An 18,793-nucleotide genomic window follows, 5' to 3' on the forward strand; every position below is an offset into this window, starting at 1 on the left:
GCGTGGGGGTGTGACCGGCAAGGGCTGACCGTAGGGTGCCGATGCGAAACGGCAAACCTCATGATGCTACCATGCAAGACTTTTTCCTCTGCCGCGCGCACGCGCCTCGGACCTGTCCAGATTGACATGATTTCCCTCGCGGTGCTGGCGTTCGTCGTGTCCATGGTGACCACCTTGCTGGTGCGCCGGTGGTTCCGACACTGGCGCGTTTTTTACCCGCACGATGCGCCTCAGCGCTTTCATCAGGGCCACGTGCCACGTGTCGGTGGCATCGGTCTGCTGGTTGGCTGGGTAGCGGCATTGGCCGCGCTGCCTCTACTGCAGTGGGCCGAGATGGCTGGCAATATCGACCCGTCATTGCTCAACCTGGGTGCTTGGCTGCTGTTGCTGCTGCCTGCCTTCATCGGGGGGGGTGCTGGAGGATTTGACGCAGCGGCTGGCGGTCTTGTGGCGGTTGCTGCTGACGCTGGTGTCGGCTTCGCTGGCCGCCTGGTTGCTGGGCGTCTCGGTCCCTCACCTGGGCTTCGCGGCGATCGACAGCTGGTGGAGCGCCTGGCCGTGGCTGGGCGTGGGGCTGGCGGTGCTGGCGGTGACCGGGCTGCCGCACGCGTTCAACATCATCGACGGCTACAACGGTTTGGCGGGTGCGGTGGCGCTGGTGGTGTGCCTGGCGCTGGCGCACGTGGCCATCCAGGTGGGCGACCGCGAACTGGCGGCCATGGCGATTGCACTGGCCGCCGCCACGGCGGGCTTTCTGGTGTGGAACTACCCGCGCGGGCTGATCTTTGCCGGCGATGGCGGTGCCTACCTGTGGGGGCTGGCGATTGCCGTCATCAGCCTGCTGCTGGTCAAGCGCCACCCCATCGTGTCGCCGTGGTTCCCGATGCTGCTGCTGATCTATCCGGTGTGGGAGACGGTGTTCTCGATCTACCGCAAGCTGTGGCGCGGCGTATCGCCCGGCATGGCCGATGCGCTGCACCTGCACCAGCTGGTCTATCGCCGGCTGGTGCGCAGCGTGCTGCACGAGGACGAAGCCAAGAACATGCTCAAGCGCAACAACCGCACCGCGCCGTACCTGTGGAGCTTCGTGGTGCTGACGGTGGTGCCGGCGATGCTGTTCTGGCGCTACAGCGGCGTGCTGCTGGCGTTCTGCGTGCTGTTCGCGGTCAGCTACGTGGTGGCCTACATGACGCTGGTGCGCTTCAAGGTGCCGCGCTTCTTCCAGCGGCCGCGCCGTTGAGGCCTATCATGTCCGCCTGATTGGACCAACCTACCCTGACGCACATGCCTACTGACCTGACCACCCTGGCTCCGCGCGACAAGGCGCAGATTCTGGCGCAAGCGCTGCCGTACATCCGCAAGTTCCATGGCAAGACGATGGTCATCAAGTATGGCGGCAACGCCATGACCGACCCCACGTTGCAGGCCGCCTTTGCCGAAGACGTGGTGCTGCTCAAGCTGGTGGGCATCAACCCCGTGGTGGTGCACGGCGGCGGCCCGCAGATCGAGACCGCGCTCAAGCGCCTGGGCAAGGAGGGCAAGTTCATCCAGGGCATGCGCGTGACCGACGCCGAGACCATGGAAGTGGTCGAATGGGTGCTGGGCGGCGAAGTGCAGCAGGACATCGTCGGCCTCATCAACCAGGCGGGCGGCAAGGCCGTGGGCCTGACCGGCCGCGACGGCGCCATGATCCGCGCGCACAAGCTGAAGATGCTGGACCAGAAGGATCCCACGGTAGAACACGACATCGGCCAGGTGGGCGATATCGACCAGATCGACCCGGGCGTGGTCAAGGCGCTGCAGGACGACCAGTTCATCCCCGTGGTCAGCCCCATCGGCTTTGGCGAGCAGAACGAGAGCTACAACATCAACGCCGACGTGGTGGCCGCCAAGCTGGCGACGGTGTTGCAGGCCGAAAAGCTGCTCATGCTGACCAACATCCCTGGCGTGCTGGACAAGGGCGGCGCGCTGATGCCCGAACTGACACCGCGCCGCATCGACGAACTGGTGCAGGACGGCACCATTTCCGGTGGCATGCTGCCCAAGATCGCCGGCGCGCTGGATGCCGCCAAGAGCGGCGTCAACGCCGTGCACATCATCGACGGCCGCGTGCCGCACGCCCTGCTGCTGGAAGTGCTGGGCAACGAGCCCTTCGGCACCATGATCCGGTCGCACTGACGCCGGCGCGCCGCGTCCCGGCGCAAGCACTCACTTGGCGCGCGGCGAGCGCCGGCCGGGCGATTCGGGTTTGGCCCGGGCCAGCCGGCGCGGCGGCTGTGGGAGAATCATTTGGAAACAAGTGGGCTCCACCATGCCGTCTGAATTCGATTCACCCGCCGCCCCCGACGCCATCACCGCCCCCGCCGCGCGCAAGCGGCCCAAGCCGGGCGAACGGCGCGTGCAGATTCTGCAGGCGCTGGCGCAGATGCTGGAGCAGCCCGGCGCCGAGCGCGTGACCACCGCCGCGCTGGCCGCGCGCCTGGATGTCAGCGAAGCCGCGCTGTACCGCCACTTCGCCAGCAAGGCGCAGATGTTCGAGGGCCTGATCGACTTCGTCGAAAGCAGCGTCTTCGGCCTGGTGAACCGGATCAACGACCAGGCAGGCGAAGGCCGCGCGCGCGCCGCCCGCATCGTCGCCATGGTGCTGCAGTTCGGCGAAAAGAACCCCGGCATGACGCGCGTGATGGTGGGTGACGCGCTGGTGTTCGAGCACGAACGGCTGCAGCAGCGCATGAACCAGCTGTTCGACAAGCTGGAGGCCGCCCTGCGCCAGTGCCTGCGCGAAGGCGCTGACGGCGCTGGCGCGCTGACGCCCGACGCCGACGCGCAGGTCACGGCATCGGTGCTCACCGCCTTCATGGTCGGGCGGCTGCAGCGCTTTGCGCGCTCGGGCTTCCGGCGTGCGCCGTCCGAGCGGCTGGACGCCTGCATCGCCAGTATGCTATAAATTAAGTAGCTGTCTGCGCTTTTACAGCAAGCGCTGCGGCCTGATTTCATTTGACAAGGTGATGGCATGAAATTGCTTCGCTACGGCGCGCCCGGCAAGGAAAAGCCGGGTCTGCTGGACGACACGGGCCAGTTGCGCGACCTTTCCGCGGTGATCCCCGACATCGGCCCGGCACAGCTGGGTGACGCGGCACTGGCGCGGCTGCGGTGCCTGAAGCCCGACACGCTGCCACGGGTCAGAGGCCAGCCGCGGCTGGGCTGCCCGGTGGCCGGCGTCGGCAAGTTCATCGCCATCGGCCTGAACTACGCCGACCACGCGGCTGAGGCCGGCATGCCCCTTCCGAAAGAGCCGGTGATCTTCACCAAGGCCATTTCCTGCATCCAGGGGCCGGATGACGAGGTGATGCTGCCCAAGGGCTCGAAGAAGAGCGACTGGGAAGTCGAACTGGGCGTGGTCATCGGCCGCACGGCGCGGCATGTCGCGCAGAAGGACGCACTGGCCCACGTGGCCGGCTATTGCGTGGTCAACGACGTGAGCGAGCGTGAATATCAGATCGAGCGCGGCGGCACCTGGGACAAGGGCAAGGGCTGCGACACCTTCGGCCCCATCGGCCCCTGGCTGGTGACGCGCGACGACGTGCCGAACCCGCAGCGCCTCGGCCTGTGGCTCGACCTGAACGGCCAGCGCATGCAGACCGGGCACACGCGCACCATGGTGTTTGGCGTGGCGCGGCTGGTCAGCTACGTCAGCCGCTTCATCACGCTGGCGCCGGGCGACGTGCTGACCACCGGCACGCCGCCGGGCGTCGGCATGGGCTTGCGCGACGCGCAGGGCCAGCCGGCACCGCGCTACCTGCGCCCCGGCGACGTGATGACGCTGGGCATCGAAGGCCTGGGTACGCAGACACAGAAGGTGGTGGCCTATCGCGCACGCTGACCGGCGGCTGCGATCAGGGTAAATACCTAGCTTCGAGGTGGGCGCGCCCGCTTGGCGCGTTCGGCGGGATGGTGCAAAATCGAACGACCGTTCGTTTATTGCCCATGCCTGACACCACCACCCCATCGCCGCAAGCCGCCGCCGCGCCCCGTGCTCGGCGGGCGCGTGTGCTGGCGAAGGGCCAGCAGACCAAGGCGGCCATTGTTGACGCTGCCTTGCGCATGGCCGCACAGGTGGGGCTGGAAGGCCTGTCCATCGGCGCGCTGGCCGACGTCATGGGCATGAGCAAGTCGGGCGTGTTTGCCCACTTTGGCTCGCGCGACGAACTGCAGGTGTCGGTGGTGCGCGAATACTACGCCCGCTTCGAACGCGACGTGTTCGAGCCGGCCATGCAGCAGGCCCGCGGCCTGCCGCGCCTGCGCGCCCTGTTCGAGCACTGGATGCGCTACACCAGCGCCGAGCTGGATTCGGGCTGCATCTTCATCAGCGGCGCGGTCGAATTCGACGACCGCCCTGGCCCGGTGCGCGACGCGCTGATCGCCACCGTCAGTGCCTGGATGGAAGCGATGGAGCGCGCCGCCGCCCAGGCCCGGCAGGAGGGCCATCTGGCCGCCGACGTGGACGAGCGCCAGATCACCTTCGAGATTCATGGACTGATCCTGGTGCTTCATTACGAAGCACGCTTTCTGCACCGCAGCGGCGCCATGCAGCGCGCCGTGCGGGGCTTTGACAACATTCTGGCGCGCTACGCCGCCTGAATCCTTATTCACCTTTCGCAGACAACCTGAGGAGCCAATCCCCATGCCCATCTACACCCCGCCGCTGCGCGACATGCAGTTTGTGATGCACGAAGTGCTCAACGTCGTCGACGAACTGAAACACATCCCGCGCCACGCCGACATCGACGCCGACACGCTGAACGCCGTGCTGGAAGAGGGCGGCAAGTTCGCGGCTGAAGTCATCCAGCCGATCAACCTCAGCGGCGACAGCGAAGGCTGCGTGCTCGACAAGACCACGCACGAAGTCAAGACGCCCACCGGCTTCAAGGACGCGTACGAAAAATACGTCGAAGGCGGCTGGGCCGCGCTGTCGTGCGACCCCGAATACGGTGGCCAGGGCCTGCCCTTCGTGGCCAACCAGTGCGTGTACGAAATGATGAACAGCGCCAACCAGGCGTGGACCATGTACCCCGGCCTGTCGCACGGCGCGTATGAAGCCCTGCACGCTCACGGCACCGACGACCAGAAAAAGAAATACCTGCCCAAGCTGACCAGCGGCGAATGGACCGGCACCATGTGCCTGACCGAGCCGCACTGCGGCACCGACCTGGGCCTGCTGCGCACCAAGGCCGAGCCGCAGGCCGACGGCACCTACAAGATCACCGGCAACAAGATCTTCATCAGCGCCGGCGAGCACGACATGGCGCCCAACATCCTGCACCTGGTGCTGGCCCGCCTGCCCGATGCACCCAAGGGCAGCAAGGGCATCAGCCTGTTCCTGGTGCCCAAGTACCACGTCAATGACGATGGCTCGCTGGGCGCGCGCAACCCCATCTTCTGCACCGGCCTGGAGCACAAGATGGGCATCCACGGCAACGCCACCGCGCAATTGAGCCTGGACGGTGCCATCGGCACCCTGGTGGGCGAGCCCAACAAGGGCCTGCCGGCCATGTTCGTGATGATGAACGCCGCGCGCCTGGGCGTGGGCAACCAGTCGCTTGGCCTGACCGAGGTGTCCTACCAGAACGCCCTGGCCTACGCCAAGGAGCGCCAGCAGATGCGCAGCCTCTCCGGCCCCAAGGCCAAGGACCAACCGGCCGACCCCATCATCGTGCACCCCGACGTGCGCAAGATGCTGCTCACCGCCAAGGCCTATGCCGAGGGCGGCCGCGCCATGGCCATCTACACCTCGATGCTGCTCGACAAGGCGCTGTACCACCCCGACGAAAAGGTGCGCAAGGACAGCGACGAAGTGGTGGGCCTGCTCACGCCCATCATCAAGGCCTTCCTCACCGACAACGGCTTTGCCGCCACCAACCACGCCATGCAGGTGTTTGGCGGCCACGGCTACATCCACGAGACCGGCATGGAGCAGTTCGTGCGCGACGCGCGCATCAACATGATCTACGAAGGCACCAACACCGTGCAGTCGCTGGATCTGCTGGGCCGCAAGATCCTGGGCAACCAGGGCGCCACGCTCAAGAAGTTTGGCAAGCTCATCGCGCAACTGGTCGAGGAAGAAGGTGTAAACGAGAAGATGAGCGAGTTCATCAACCCGCTCGGCTACCTGGCCGACCAGATGACCAAGTTCACCACCGAAATCGGCTTCAAGGGCTTCGTCAACGCCGACGAAGTGGGCGGTGCCAGCGTCGACTACCTGCGCGTGGCGGGCCACTTGGTGTTTGGCTACTTCTTTGCGCGCATGGCCAGTGTGGCGCTTAAAAAACAGGCCGAAGGCAGCACCGATCCGTTCTACACCGCCAAGCTGCAAACGGCGCGCTTCTACTTCGCGCGCCTGTTCCCTGAGACGGCCAGCCTGATGCGCACCGCGCGTTCGGGCGTGGCCAACCTGCTGGACACCGAGGCGGCACTGGCATGATGCATTTCAATAAAAAAAAGCCCCTGGCGCTTGCTGCAAAAGCGCTTGCAGCTATTGTTTTAGTAGCTAATGGCGGTGTGGCGCTGGCGCAGATGACGCCTGTCGGCACCTGGCGCAGCATCGACGACCAGACCAAGGAACCCAAGGCGCAGGTCGTCATCACCGAAAGCGCCGGCGTGCTCACCGGCCGCATCGAGAAGATCCTGAAGAAGGACGCTGACCCGAAAGCCGTGTGCGACAAGTGCAGCGATGACCGCAAGGACAAGCCGGTGGCGGGCCTGGAAATCATCCGCGGCGCCAAGAAAGCCGAAGGAAAGGACGTGTGGGAAGGCGGCCGCGTGCTCGACCCCGAAAAAGGCAGCGACTACGCGCTGCGCCTGACACCCATCGACGGCGGCAAGAAGCTCGAAGTGCGCGGCTCCATCGGGCCGTTTGGGCGCACGCAGACCTGGACGCGGGTCCAGTGAAGGAACACAGAATGTCCCGATTCAACGTCAAGAAAGTCGCCGTGCTCGGCGCCGGCGTGATGGGCGCGCAGATCGCGGCTCATCTCGTCAACTGCAAGGTGCCGGTCATCCTGTTCGACCTGGCCGCCAAGGAAGGCCCCAAGAACGGCATCGCGCTGAAGGCCGTCGAAAACCTGAAGAAGCTCAAGCCCGCGCCGCTCGGCGTGGCCGAGGACGCGGCGCTGATCGAAGTCGCCAACTACGACGACGATCTCAAGAAGCTCAAGGGCTGCGACCTGGTGATCGAAGCGATCGCCGAGCGCATGGACTGGAAGAGCGACCTGTATCACAAGATCGGGCCTTTCGTCGCCAAGAACGCCATCCTGGCCAGCAACACGTCGGGCCTGTCGATCACCAAGCTGAGCGAGGCGCTGCCCGAGGCATTGCGCCCGCGCTTTTGCGGCATCCACTTCTTCAACCCGCCGCGCTACATGGTGCTGGTCGAATTGATCGCCACGCCGACCACCAAGCCGGAAGTTCTGGACCAGCTGGAAGCCTTCGTCACCACCGCGCTCGGCAAGGGCGTGGTGCGGGCCAAGGACACGCCCAACTTCGTCGCCAACCGCATCGGCATCGCCGGCATGCTGGCGACGATGAAGGAAGTCGAGAAATTCGGCCTGACCTTCGACGTGGTCGATGACCTGACTGGCAAGCGCCTGGGCCGTGCCAGCAGCGGCACCTTCCGCACCGCCGACGTGGTGGGCCTGGACACGATGGCGCACGTCATCAAGACGCTGCAGGACAACCTGTCGGCCGACACCGACCCGTTCTACGACAGCTTTGGCACGCCGCCCGTGCTGGCCAAGCTGCTGGAGCTGAAGAACCTGGGCCAGAAGACGGGCGCCGGTTTCTACAAGAAGGTCGGCCGCGACATCCTGCGCTTTGATCTGGAAAAAGACGAGTACGTGCCCAGCGGCCAGAAGGCCGACGAGGTGTACGGCCGCATGCTCAAGAAGCCTGCGGGCGAGCGCCTGAAGCTGTTGAAGAACAGCGAAGGCCCGCAAGGCCAGTTCCTGTGGGCCATTCTGCGCAACAGCTTTCATTACGCCGCCGTGCACCTGGCGAACATTGCCGAAACCGCGCGCGATGTCGACCTGGCCATGCGCTGGGGCTTTGGCATGAAGCAAGGGCCGTTCGAGTTGTGGCAGGAAGCCGGCTGGCTCGAAGTCGCCCAGATGATCCAGGACGACATCGATGCGGGCAAGGCGCTGTCGAAGGCGCCGCTGCCCGATTGGGTGTTCAAAGGCCCGGTGGCCGAAGCCGGCGGCGTGCACACAGAGAAGGGCTCGTGGAACCCCACCACGGGCCAGTTTGAACCGCGGCGCGTGCTGCCCGTGTACGAGCGCCAGCTGTTCCCCGAACTGCTGCTGGGCGAAGGCGGCCCGCGCCCTGAAACGGCCGGCAAGACGCTGCTGGAAAACGACGCCATCCGCGTCTGGACGCTCGACGACGAGATCGTCATCGCCACGCTCAAGACCAAGATGCGCGCCATCAGCCCCGACGCGGGCGAGGGCCTGGCGCAGGCGGTGGAGATGGCCGAGGCCGATTACCAGGGACTGGTGATCTGGCCGGGCGACGACCCCTTCAGCGTCGGCGCCGACCTGCAGGCCATGCTGCCCGGCTACGTGGCCGGCGGCGCGGGCCTGGTCGATTCGATGGAAAAAGAGCTGCAGGAGATGATGCTGCGCCTGCGCTACGCCAACGTGCCGGTGGTCTCGGCCATTCGCGGCATGGCGCTGGGCGGCGGCTGCGAGCTGGCGGTGTATTCGTCACGCCGCGTGGCCGCCATGGAAAGCTACATGGGCCTGGTGGAAGTGGGCGTGGGCCTGGTGCCCGGCGCGGGGGGGGCTCGCCTACATCGCCCGCCGCGCGGCCGAGAACGCGCAGGCCAGCACCGACAAGGACCTGCTGCACTTCCTCACCGAAGGCTTCACCGCCGCCGCCATGGCCAAGGTGGGCATGAGCGCAATCGATTCGCGCAAGCTCGGCTACCTGCTGTGGAGCGACGTGATCGTGCCCAACAAGGACGAGTTGCTCTACGTGGCCATCAACGAAGCCAAGGCCATGCACCGCGCCGGCTACCGCCCGCCCATGAAGCGCCAGTTTGCCGTGGCGGGCCGCGACGGCAAGGCCACCATCCAGGGCCAGTTGGTCAACATGCGCGACGGCGGCTTCATCAGCCAGCACGACTTCTACGTGTCGAGCCTGATTGCCCACGTGGTGACCGGCGGCGACGTCGATCCGGGCACGCTGGTCGATGAGGAATACCTGATGACGCTGGAGCGCCAAGCCTTCACCACGCTGCTGGGCAACCCCAAGACGCACGAGCGGATCATGGGGATGCTGAGTACCGGTAAGCCCGTGCGCAATTGATCGGCGAGGAAGAACACACCATGACCAAACAAGTTCAAGACGCCTACATCGTCGCCGCCACCCGCACGCCCATCGGGCGCTCGCACAAGGGCTACTTCCGCAACACGCGGCCCGATGACCTGCTCGCCCACGTGCTGCGCGAAGTCGTCCAGCAGGCACCGGGGCTCGACCCCGCTGCGATCGAGGACGTGATCAGCGGCTGCGCCATTCCCGAAGCCCAGCAGGGCCTGAACGTGGCGCGCATCGGCGCCGTGCTGGCCGGCTACCCCAAGAGTGTGGGCGGCATCACGGTCAACCGCTTCTGCGCCTCGGGCCTGTCGGCCGTGGCCATGGCCGCCGACCGCATCCGCGTGGGCGAGTCCGAGGTGATGGTCGCTGCCGGCGTGGAAAGCATGAGCATGGTGCCCATGATGGGCAACAACCCCAGCCTGTCGCCCACCATCTTTGGCAACACCGACAACGTGGACGACTACGGCATCGCCTACGGCATGGGCCTGACGGCCGAGAAGGTGGCGCAGCAGTGGAAGGTGTCGCGTGCCGCGCAGGACGAGTTCGCGCTGGAATCGCACCAGCGCGCCATGAAGGCGATTGCCGCCGGCGAGTTCAAGGACGAGATCACGCCCGTCACCGTGACCGAGCGCAGCGTGAACCTCAAGACCGCCGAAGTCACGCAGACGCAACGCACGGTCGACATCGACGAAGGCCCGCGCCCCGACACCTCGCTCGAAGGCCTGGCCAAGCTGCGCACCGTGTTTGCGGCGCGTGGCTCGGTCACAGCTGGCAACAGTTCGCAGACCAGCGACGGCGCCGGCGCGCTGATCCTGGCCAGCGAAGCAGCGATCAAGAAATACGGCCTGACGCCGCTGGCGCGCTTTGTGTCCTATGCAAGCCGTGGCGTGCCGCCGCACATCATGGGCATCGGCCCGATCGAGGCGATTCCGGCGGCGCTGAAGTACGCGGGGCTGACGAAGGACCAGATTGACTGGTACGAGCTGAACGAAGCCTTTGCCGCGCAGTCGCTGGCCGTCATCAACACACTGGGCTTGGACAAAGCCAAGGTCAACCCCATGGGCGGGGCGATTGCGCTGGGCCACCCGCTGGGCGCCACCGGCGCCATTCGCTCGGCCACCGTGGTGCATGCGCTGCGCCGCCACAAGCTGAAGTACGGCATGGTGACGATGTGTGTGGGCATGGGGCAGGGCGCGGCGGGGATCTTCGAGCGGGTTTGAAAAAGTCGCAAACAGCCGGACGCGAAGGGCGCGAAGGTCACGCGAAGAGCGCGAAGGAATTCAATACTCGTTCGTTTTTCCTTTTGCGTTCTTCGCGAAACCTTTGCGTCCTTCGCGTCCGGCTCTTTGGATGAAATTCTCTTGACGTGAATTGCGCTCGCACCCTGCACCTCGACACCCCGCGCCACGGCCGGGTCGCCGCCCGGCTGTTTGAGCCGCCTCGCGCGCCCACGCTGCAAGTCGTCATCGGCGCCGCGATGGGCGTGCCGCAGCGGCGCTATGCGGACTTTGCCGCGTGGCTGGCAGCGCAAGGTGTGCGTGTGCTCACCTTCGACTACCGCGGCTACGGTGATTCGCTGAAGCTGCACGGGCGCCGCCTGCGCCATGTTGACGCCACGCTCAACGACTGGCGCGCCGACTACGAAGCCGTCGTCCAGCACCTGCACGCCCAGGCACCCGACGTGCCGCTGCTGCTGATCGGCCACAGCCTGGGCGCCCAACTGCCGGGTCTGTTCGAGCGCACCGACCACATTGCCGGCCTGCTGGGCGTGGCCACCGGCAGCGGTTACTGGCGCCTCAATGCGCCCCAGTTGCGCCGCCGCGCGCTGTTCATGTGGCATGGCCTGGTGCCCACGCTCACGCCGCTGTTTGGCTACTTTCCCGGCAAGCGGCTGGGGGCGGTGGGCGACCTGCCGGCCGGCGTCATCCGCCAGTGGCGGCGCTGGTGCCTGCACCCGCGCTACAGCGGCGCCGAAGGGCCGAGCGCGCTGGCGCGCTACGGCGCGGTGCGCTTTCCGATCCGTGCGCTGTCAATCACCGACGACGAAATGATGACGCTGCCCGGCACGCAGAGCCTGTTGTCGCTGTATGCCAACGCGCCGCATCGCATCGAGCGCGTGCATCCGCCCGAGCATGGCGCGGCGCGCATCGGGCACCTGGGCTGGTTTCATCCGCGCTTTGCGGGCAACCTGTGGCCTTACACGCTGACGGCATTGCGTGAACTGGCCGCCGAGCGAGCCCAGCCCTCCACCCAAGGCACCTGAGTGACACCGCCGCCGCGCGCCCATGCTAATGTCACAGGCCATGCATTCACCCACCCGATTCCGCCCATGACGCGCCCCCAGCCGATGGCCCCGCATCCGTTCGACGAAGCGCTTGCGCTGACGCCCGTGGCGGCCACGGCGCAGGCGCACGGCCGCGACGCGCCGGCCCGCTTTGACGGCCAGCCGCACCCTGCCTACGCCAACATGGTCGGCCCGTTCGGCGGTGTGACGGCGGCGCAGATGCTGCAAGCCGTGCTGCAACATCCGCAGCTGCTGGGCGAGCCGGTGGCGCTCACCGTCAACTTTGCGGCCGCCGTGGTCGACGCGCCATTTCGCGTCGAGGCGCGGCCCGTGCGCACCAACCGCTCCACCCAGCACTGGACCGTTACGCTGACGCAGTCGGGCGCCGATGGGGTGGACGCCGTCATGCTGACCGCCACCGCGGTGACCGCCGTGCGGCGCGACACCTGGAGCGCCGTCGACAGCCCCATGCCCGCCGTCACCGCGCCGGCCGATGTGCCGCGCGCGCCCTTCACCGACCGCGTGCGCTGGGTCGGTCGCTACGACATGCGTCCGCTGGCCGGCGCCATCCCGCAGCATTGGGACGGCACCGAGGCGGACAGCCTGACGCAACTGTGGCTGCGCGACGATCCGCCGCGCCCGCTGGATTTTTTGAGTCTCACCGCGCTGGCCGATGCGTTCTTTCCGCGCATCTGGCGCCGCCGCGCGCTGATGACGCCCATTGGCACCGTGTCGATGACGGTCTACTTCCACGCCGGCGCCGACGAACTGGCGGCCACCGGCGAGGGCTATCTGCTCGGCCAGGCGCGCTCGCAGTCCTTCTTCAACGGCTTTTTCGACCAGAGCGCCGAGCTGTGGAACGAAGCCGGCCATCTGCTGGCCACCACGCACCAGATCGTCTATTACAAGGAATAGCAGTCGAACGGGCCGCCAGCGCTTGACTGACAGGCGCGAGCAGCTATTTATTTCATAGTATTTAGAACGCAAGACACCATGTCCGACATCCTCACCCACCACGCCGACGGCGTGCTCACGCTGACCTTCAACCGCGTCGAGCGCAAGAACTCGATCAACGTCGCCATGTACGACGCACTGGCCACGGCGCTGGAAAAAGCCGTGGACGATGCCGCCACGCGCGTGGTCGTGATTCAGGGCCACGAGACGGTGTTCAGCGCCGGCAACGACATCGAGGACTTCCTGAAGAACAAGCCGGCGGGCATGGATTCGCCTGTGTTCCGCTTCCTGCGCGCCATCGCCACCTTCCCCAAGCCGCTGGTCGCGGCGGTGTGCGGCCCGGCCGTGGGCGTGGGCACCACCATGCTGTTTCACTGCGACCTGGTCTACGCGGGCGACAACGCGGCGTTTTCGATGCCCTTCGTCAACCTGGGCCTGTGCCCCGAAGCGGCCAGCAGCCTGCTGGTGCCGCGCATGTTCGGCTATCACCGCGCGGCCGAGGCGCTGCTGCTGGGCGAGCCGTTCATGGCCGAGGCCGCGCTCGAAGTCGGCCTGGTCAACCGCGTGCTGCCGCCCACCGAGGCCAACGCCTTTGCAGCCCAGCAGGCCCGCAAGCTGGCCGCCAAGCCGACCAGCAGCCTGATCACCACCAAGCAACTGATGAAGGGCGACCAGCAAAAGGCCGTGCTTGAGCGCATGGGTGAGGAGGGCGCGCACTTCGGCCGCATGCTGGGCGAGCCCGCCGCGCGCGAAGCCATGACGGCCTTCATGCAAAAGCGAAAGCCCGACTTCAGCCAGTGCTGACATACGATTCCATCCGGCCCCTGGCGCTTGTCTGGCAAGCGCATACAGCTCACTTTTAAATAGCAAATGGCGCCATGCAGCTGATCGACTGCACCCACGACGCGCACGCGCCGGCCATTCTGGACATCCTCAACGACGCCATCGTCACCTCCACCGCGCTGTACGACTACCAGCCCCGCACGCTGGCCAGCATGCGGGGCTGGTTCGACGCCAAGGCGGCGGGCGGCTTTCCGGTGATCGGCGCGGTGGACGACGCCGGCACGCTGCTTGGCTTTGCCAGCTATGGCACGTGGCGCGCGTTTCCGGCGTACAAATACACGGTCGAACATTCGGTCTATGTGCACAAGGACGCACGCGGCCGCGGCCTGGCGTCGCTGCTGATGCGCGCGCTGATCGACGCCGCGCGCGTGCAGGGCAAGCACGTGCTGGTGGGCGCCATCGACGCCGCCAACGACGCCAGCATCGCGTTGCATCAGCAACTGGGTTTCGTCCACGCCGGCACGGTGCGCCAGGCGGGCTTCAAGTTCGGCCGCTGGCTCGACGTGGCGTTCTATCAGCTGATCCTGGATACTCCCGCGCAACCCGTTGACGGCTGAAGCCCGCATGACCCGACCCACCCCCCACGCCACCCCAGGCCTTCGAGCCCGAATTCGTCGAAGGCCTGCGCCACGTCTTCGAAGAACGCATTCCGTTCAACCGCGTGCTGGGCATCCAGGTGGTCGAACTGGCCGCCGACCATGTGATGGCGCGGGTCGACATGCGGCCCGATCTGGTGGGCCACTTCAGCTACCACCGGTTGCACGGCGGCGTGATCAGCGCCACGCTGGACGCCGTCGGCGGCGTGGCGGTGATGGCGGCCATCGGCGCGCGCCACATGGACGAGCCCCCCGCACGGCGGCTGGAGCGCTTTCTCAAGCTCGGCACCATTGACCTGCGCATCGACTACCTGCGCCAGGGCATTGGCGACTTCTTTACCGCGCGCGGCGAAGTGCTGCGCCTCGGTTCGCGCGTGGCCAGCACGCGCATGGAATTTCACGGCCCCGACGGAACGCTGATCGCCACGGGTGCGGCGGCCTACATCGTGTCGTGAATCTCCAATGCTACTAATTTAGTAGCTGTCTGCGCTTGTCAGACAAGCGCTGCAGCCCGATTCGATCAGATTTCCTGGCGCGGCACCTCGCGCGGCTTGCCCTGGTCGTCGATGGCGACGTAGGTCAGCGTGGCCTCGGTCACCTTGATGTAGCGCCCCTGGTTGTTGAAGCGCTCGGCATACACGCCCACGTTCACCGTCATCGACGTGCGGCCGATGCGCTCCATCTTGGCGTAGAACGACAGGATGTCGCCCACGCGCACCGGCGCCTTGAAGATGAACTGGTTCACCGCCACCGTGGCCATGCGGCCCTGCGCATAGCGCGCCGGCAGCACCGACCCGGCCAGGTCCACCTGCGCCATCACCCAGCCGCCGAAGATGTCGCCGTTGGCATTGGCGTCCCCCGGCAGCGGAATCACCTTGAGCACCAGCACGTGGTCGGCCGGCACGCTGGCTTCGGGCGCGTCGACGGCGGCCGTGTTGGGCGCGCGCAGATGGCTGGTCACGGAGCTTGACAAGTGAGACATGGTCACAATCTGCAGGAATAAACCGAAAGAGATTGTCCACGATGCGCGGCCGCCGCGACCTGTCCCATACCCCTTCCATCGCCGATGCGCCGGCTGGCCCGCGTTCGGACTGGCGCACGCTGGGCCGCCTGCTGCCCTACCTGTGGCAGTACAAGTGGCGCGTGGCGGCGGCGCTGCTGCTGGTCATCGGCGCCAAGCTGGCGAACGTCGGCGTGCCGGTGCTGCTGAAGAACCTGGTCGACGCCATGAGCCTCAAGCCCGGCGACCCGTCGGCGGTGCTGGTGGTGCCGGCGGGCCTGCTGCTGGCCTATGGCGCGCTGCGGCTGATGACCAGCGTGTTCACCGAACTGCGCGAACTGGTGTTCGCCAAGGCCACGCAGGGCGCCAGCCGCCAGATCGCGCTGCAGACCTTCGAGCACCTGCACGCCCTGAGCCTGCGCTTTCACCTGGAGCGGCAGACCGGCGGCATGACGCGCGACATCGAGCGCGGCGTGCGCGGCATCGAATCGCTGGTGTCGTTCTCGCTTTATTCCATCGTGCCGACGATCATCGAGGTGGCGATGGTGCTGACCATCCTGGCGGTGAAGTTCGATGCGTCGTTTGCCTGGATCACCGGCGGCGCGCTGGTGCTGTACATCGCCTTTACCGTCGTGGTGACCGAGTGGCGCACACAGTTTCGCCGCCAGGCCAACGAGGCCGATTCGACCGCGCACACCAAGGCCATCGACTCGCTGCTGAACTACGAGACGGTGAAGTACTTCGGCAACGAAGGCTTCGAGGCGCGCCGCTACGACGAGAGCCTGGACAAGCTGCGCCGTGCGCGGCTCAAGTCGCAAAGCACGCTGTCGCTGCTGAACACCGGGCAGCAACTCATCATCGCGGTCGGTCTGGTGGCCATGCTGTGGATGGCCACGCAGGGCGTGGTGGATGGGCGGCTGACGCTGGGCGACCTGGTCATGGTCAATGCCTTCATGATCCAGCTGTACATCCCGCTCAACTTCCTGGGCGTGATTTACCGCGAGATCAAGCAGAACCTGACCGACCTGGACAAGATGTTCACGCTGATGGACCGCGAACGCGAGGTGGCCGACACGCCCGGCGCCGAGCCGCTGCGGACGGAGGGGCCGGTGGACGTGCGCTTCGATCACGTCGATTTCGCCTACGAGCCGGCGCGGCCGATCCTGCACGGCGTCAGCTTCGAGATTCCGGCCGGCAAGACGGTGGCGGTGGTCGGGCCTTCGGGCTCGGGCAAATCCACGCTGGCCCGCCTGCTGTACCGGTTTTACGACCCGCAGCACGGCCGCATCCTGATCGCCGGCCAGGACATCCGCACCGTGACGCAGGCCAGCGTGCGCCGCGCCATCGGCATCGTGCCGCAGGACACGGTGCTGTTCAACGACACGGTGGCCTACAACATCCGCTACGGCCAGCCCGACGCCAGCGACGCCCAGGTGGAGCAGGCCGCGCGCGCTGCGCACATCCACGACTTCATTGCCAGCACGCCCAAAGGTTACGCGACGATGGTGGGCGAGCGTGGGCTCAAGCTGTCGGGCGGCGAGAAGCAGCGCGTGGCCATTGCCCGCACGCTGCTGAAAGACCCGCCGGTGCTGATCTTCGACGAGGCCACCAGCGCGCTGGATTCGGCCAACGAACGCGCCATCCAGGCCGAACTGAAGAGCGCCGCCCGCGGCAAGACCGCGCTGGTCATCGCGCACCGGCTCTCGACGGTGGTGGACGCGCACGAAATCCTGGTGATGGAGGCCGGCCGCATCGTTGAGCGCGGCACCCACGCGCAACTGCTGGCGGCGCACGGCCGGTACGCCGACATGTGGGCGCTGCAGCAAAGTGCCGAGTCGCGCGCCGCCCCGGCCGTGGCGTGAACGGGTCGACGCCGGCGCGACAATTGCTTGGGGTTTTTCAGGGTTACCCCGTAGGCGGCGATCCGTAGAATGCGTTGATAGGGTCTCGCGCCAGCAATTCTGCGACGCGCACCTACTTTTGAAAGGGTTTACATGAAGAAGCAAGTTCTGGTTCTGGCCGCGCTGGCCATGGCAGCGGGCGCCGCCGTGGCGCAGTCCAATGACACCCTGGCCAAGATCAAGTCGAGTGGCGTGGTCAACCTGGGCGTGCGCGACTCTTCGGGCCTGGGCTTCACCATTGGCGGCGGCAAGTACGTCGGCTTCCACACCGAGATGGCCGAGCGCATCGTCGACGACCTGAAGAAGGCCACCGGCAACCCCAACCTGAAGATCAACTACCAGGTCATCACGTCGCAAAACCGCATTCCGCTGCTGCAGAACGGCACCATCGACTTCGAGTGCGGCTCGACCACCAACAACCTCACGCGCCAGAAGGACGTGGCCTTCGCCGTCACCACCTACGTGGAAGAAGTGCGCATGGCCGTCAAGGCCAACTCGGGCATCAAGTCCATCAAGGACCTGAACGGCAAGAACGTGGCCACCACCACCGGCACCACGTCGGTGCAGACGCTGCGCAAGCACGAGCGCGCCGGCGGCATCGACTTCAAGGAAGTCATGGGCAAGGACCACGCCGACAGCTTCCTGCTGCTCGAGTCGGGCCGCGCCGATGCCTTCGTGATGGACGGCTCCATCCTGGCGGCCAACATCGCCAAGTCCAAGGCGCCCAAGGACTACGCCATCGTCGGTGAAGTGCTGAGCGTCGAGCCCATCGCCTGCATGCTGCGCAAGGACGACCCCAAGATGAAGGCCGCGCTGGACGACAGCATCAAGCGCCAGATCAAGGACGGCTCGCTGAACAAGCTGTACGACAAGTGGTTCATGCAGCCGATTCCGCCCAACAACGTCTCGCTGAACATGCCGATGTCTGAAAGCACCAAGGCGGCCTGGGCCACGCCCAACGACAAGCCGATGGAAGACTACGCCAAGAAATAATCGTCCAGTCGTGCGATGATTTCAACGCCCACCCCTTGTCGGGTGGGCGTTGTCGATTGAGGAGGCGGGCGCGTTCGCCGCCAGGAGGGTTCCAAAATGGCCATGGAATGGCAGGTGTTCTGCAAGGACACCCTGACATCGGAAGTGGTGAGCGGTTGCTTCGGCTCGGGCCGCGACATCACCTATCTCAACTGGATTTTCAAGGCCTGGGGCTGGACCGTCGGCGTGTCGCTCACGGCGCTGCTGGTGGCACTGGTCGTCGGCTCCATCATCGGCGTGATCCGAACCTTGCCCAACAGCCCCTGGCTGGTGCGCTTTGGCAATGCGTGGGTCGAGCTGTTCCGCAACATCCCGCTGCTGGTGCAGATCTTCCTGTGGTACCACGTTGCGCCGGCCCTGATTCCGCCCATGAAGAGCCTGTCGCCCTTCGTGCTGGTGGTGCTGGCGCTGGGCTTCTTCACCTCGGCGCGCATTGCCGAGCAGCTGCGCGCCGGCATTCTGGCGCTGCCCAAGGGCCAGCGCTACGCCGGCATGGCGATGGGCTTCACCACGCCGCAGTACTACCGCTACGTCATCCTGCCGATGGCCTACCGCATCATCATTCCGCCGCTGACCAGCGAGTCGATGAACATCTTCAAGAACTCGGCGGTGGCGTTCGCGGTTTCGATCCCCGAGCTGACGCAGTTCGCGCTGCAGGCCGGCGAAGAAACGTCGCGCCCCATCGAGATCTACCTGGCCGTCACGCTGCTGTACGTGATCTCGGCGCTGGTCATCAACCGCATCATGGCGTTTGTCGAGAAGCGTGCGCGCGTGCCGGGCTTTGTTGCGGCCGGCGGGGCGGGGGGCCATTGAC

Annotated in this window: 16 protein-coding genes and 2 pseudogenes; 17 read left to right on the forward strand and 1 reads right to left on the reverse strand. The window is 66.2% G+C overall.

Annotated elements, in window-relative coordinates; all coding sequences use genetic code 11:
• Positions 1–126: 126 nt before the first annotated feature.
• From R0D99_RS03195 to R0D99_RS03260, 14 genes and pseudogenes are all read left to right on the forward strand, one after another.
• Positions 127–1,240: pseudogene (locus tag R0D99_RS03195) on the forward strand (glycosyltransferase family 4 protein).
• 44 nt (positions 1,241–1,284) lie between these two features.
• Positions 1,285–2,178, forward strand: coding sequence for an acetylglutamate kinase (argB, locus tag R0D99_RS03200; RefSeq protein WP_317749940.1), 894 nt, complete (start codon positions 1,285–1,287; stop codon positions 2,176–2,178).
• A 133-nt stretch (positions 2,179–2,311) separates the two neighbouring features.
• Complete coding sequence (gene slmA, locus R0D99_RS03205; RefSeq protein WP_317749941.1) at positions 2,312–2,947, forward strand: nucleoid occlusion factor SlmA; 636 nt, start codon at positions 2,312–2,314, stop codon at positions 2,945–2,947.
• Positions 2,948–3,013: 66 nt separating this feature from the next.
• A complete protein-coding gene (locus R0D99_RS03210) occupies positions 3,014–3,883 on the forward strand; it encodes a fumarylacetoacetate hydrolase family protein (RefSeq protein WP_317749942.1) in 870 nt (289 codons plus the stop codon).
• A gap of 104 nt (positions 3,884–3,987) precedes the next feature.
• Entirely contained in the window at positions 3,988–4,641 is a 654-nt protein-coding gene (locus tag R0D99_RS03215; protein WP_317749943.1) for a TetR/AcrR family transcriptional regulator, read from the forward strand.
• A gap of 43 nt (positions 4,642–4,684) precedes the next feature.
• Positions 4,685–6,481: an acyl-CoA dehydrogenase C-terminal domain-containing protein gene (locus R0D99_RS03220; RefSeq protein ID WP_317749944.1), complete on the forward strand. Its 1,797-nt coding sequence runs from the start codon at positions 4,685–4,687 to the stop codon at positions 6,479–6,481.
• On the forward strand, positions 6,478–6,948 hold the full coding sequence (locus R0D99_RS03225; RefSeq protein WP_317749945.1) for a DUF2147 domain-containing protein: 471 nt from the start codon (positions 6,478–6,480) through the stop codon (positions 6,946–6,948). The genes R0D99_RS03220 and R0D99_RS03225 overlap by 4 nt, the downstream gene beginning before the upstream one ends.
• Positions 6,949–6,959: 11 nt before the next feature.
• A pseudogene (locus R0D99_RS03230) lies at positions 6,960–9,360 on the forward strand (3-hydroxyacyl-CoA dehydrogenase/enoyl-CoA hydratase family protein).
• A 20-nt stretch (positions 9,361–9,380) separates the two neighbouring features.
• A complete protein-coding gene (locus R0D99_RS03235) occupies positions 9,381–10,589 on the forward strand; it encodes an acetyl-CoA C-acyltransferase (protein WP_317749946.1) in 1,209 nt (402 codons plus the stop codon).
• Between the two features lie 146 nt (positions 10,590–10,735).
• Positions 10,736–11,632 (forward strand): alpha/beta fold hydrolase, encoded by an 897-nt coding sequence (locus R0D99_RS03240; protein WP_317749947.1) that lies wholly within the window; start codon positions 10,736–10,738, stop codon positions 11,630–11,632.
• A 66-nt stretch (positions 11,633–11,698) separates the two neighbouring features.
• Complete coding sequence (locus R0D99_RS03245; RefSeq protein ID WP_317749948.1) at positions 11,699–12,568, forward strand: thioesterase family protein; 870 nt, start codon at positions 11,699–11,701, stop codon at positions 12,566–12,568.
• A gap of 78 nt (positions 12,569–12,646) precedes the next feature.
• On the forward strand, positions 12,647–13,411 hold the full coding sequence (locus R0D99_RS03250; RefSeq protein ID WP_317749949.1) for an enoyl-CoA hydratase: 765 nt from the start codon (positions 12,647–12,649) through the stop codon (positions 13,409–13,411).
• Positions 13,412–13,485: 74 nt separating this feature from the next.
• Positions 13,486–14,007 carry a GNAT family N-acetyltransferase gene (locus tag R0D99_RS03255; RefSeq protein ID WP_317749950.1) on the forward strand — a complete coding sequence of 174 codons (522 nt, stop codon included), beginning with the start codon at positions 13,486–13,488 and terminating at the stop codon, positions 14,005–14,007.
• 65 nt (positions 14,008–14,072) lie between these two features.
• Positions 14,073–14,501 carry a thioesterase family protein gene (locus R0D99_RS03260; protein WP_317751190.1) on the forward strand — a complete coding sequence of 143 codons (429 nt, stop codon included), beginning with the start codon at positions 14,073–14,075 and terminating at the stop codon, positions 14,499–14,501.
• 65 nt (positions 14,502–14,566) lie between these two features.
• Here the strand turns inward: R0D99_RS03260 and R0D99_RS03265 are convergent, their stop codons facing one another.
• A complete protein-coding gene (locus tag R0D99_RS03265; protein ID WP_317749952.1) occupies positions 14,567–15,028 on the reverse strand; it encodes an acyl-CoA thioesterase in 462 nt (153 codons plus the stop codon).
• Positions 15,029–15,069: 41 nt separating this feature from the next.
• Between R0D99_RS03265 and R0D99_RS03270 the strand changes: the two genes are divergently transcribed.
• The 3 genes from R0D99_RS03270 (at position 15,070) to R0D99_RS03280 (ending at position 18,792) form a co-directional block, all read left to right on the forward strand.
• Complete coding sequence (locus R0D99_RS03270) at positions 15,070–16,908, forward strand: ABC transporter ATP-binding protein/permease (protein ID WP_317749953.1); 1,839 nt, start codon at positions 15,070–15,072, stop codon at positions 16,906–16,908.
• 132 nt (positions 16,909–17,040) lie between these two features.
• On the forward strand, positions 17,041–17,940 hold the full coding sequence (locus R0D99_RS03275; RefSeq protein ID WP_317749954.1) for a transporter substrate-binding domain-containing protein: 900 nt from the start codon (positions 17,041–17,043) through the stop codon (positions 17,938–17,940).
• Between the two features lie 96 nt (positions 17,941–18,036).
• Complete coding sequence (locus tag R0D99_RS03280; protein ID WP_317749955.1) at positions 18,037–18,792, forward strand: amino acid ABC transporter permease; 756 nt, start codon at positions 18,037–18,039, stop codon at positions 18,790–18,792.
• The last annotated feature ends 1 nt before the right edge of the window (position 18,793 follow it).

Source organism: Ottowia sp. SB7-C50, assembly GCF_033110285.1.
Classification (GTDB): Bacteria; Pseudomonadota; Gammaproteobacteria; order Burkholderiales; family Burkholderiaceae_C; genus Ottowia.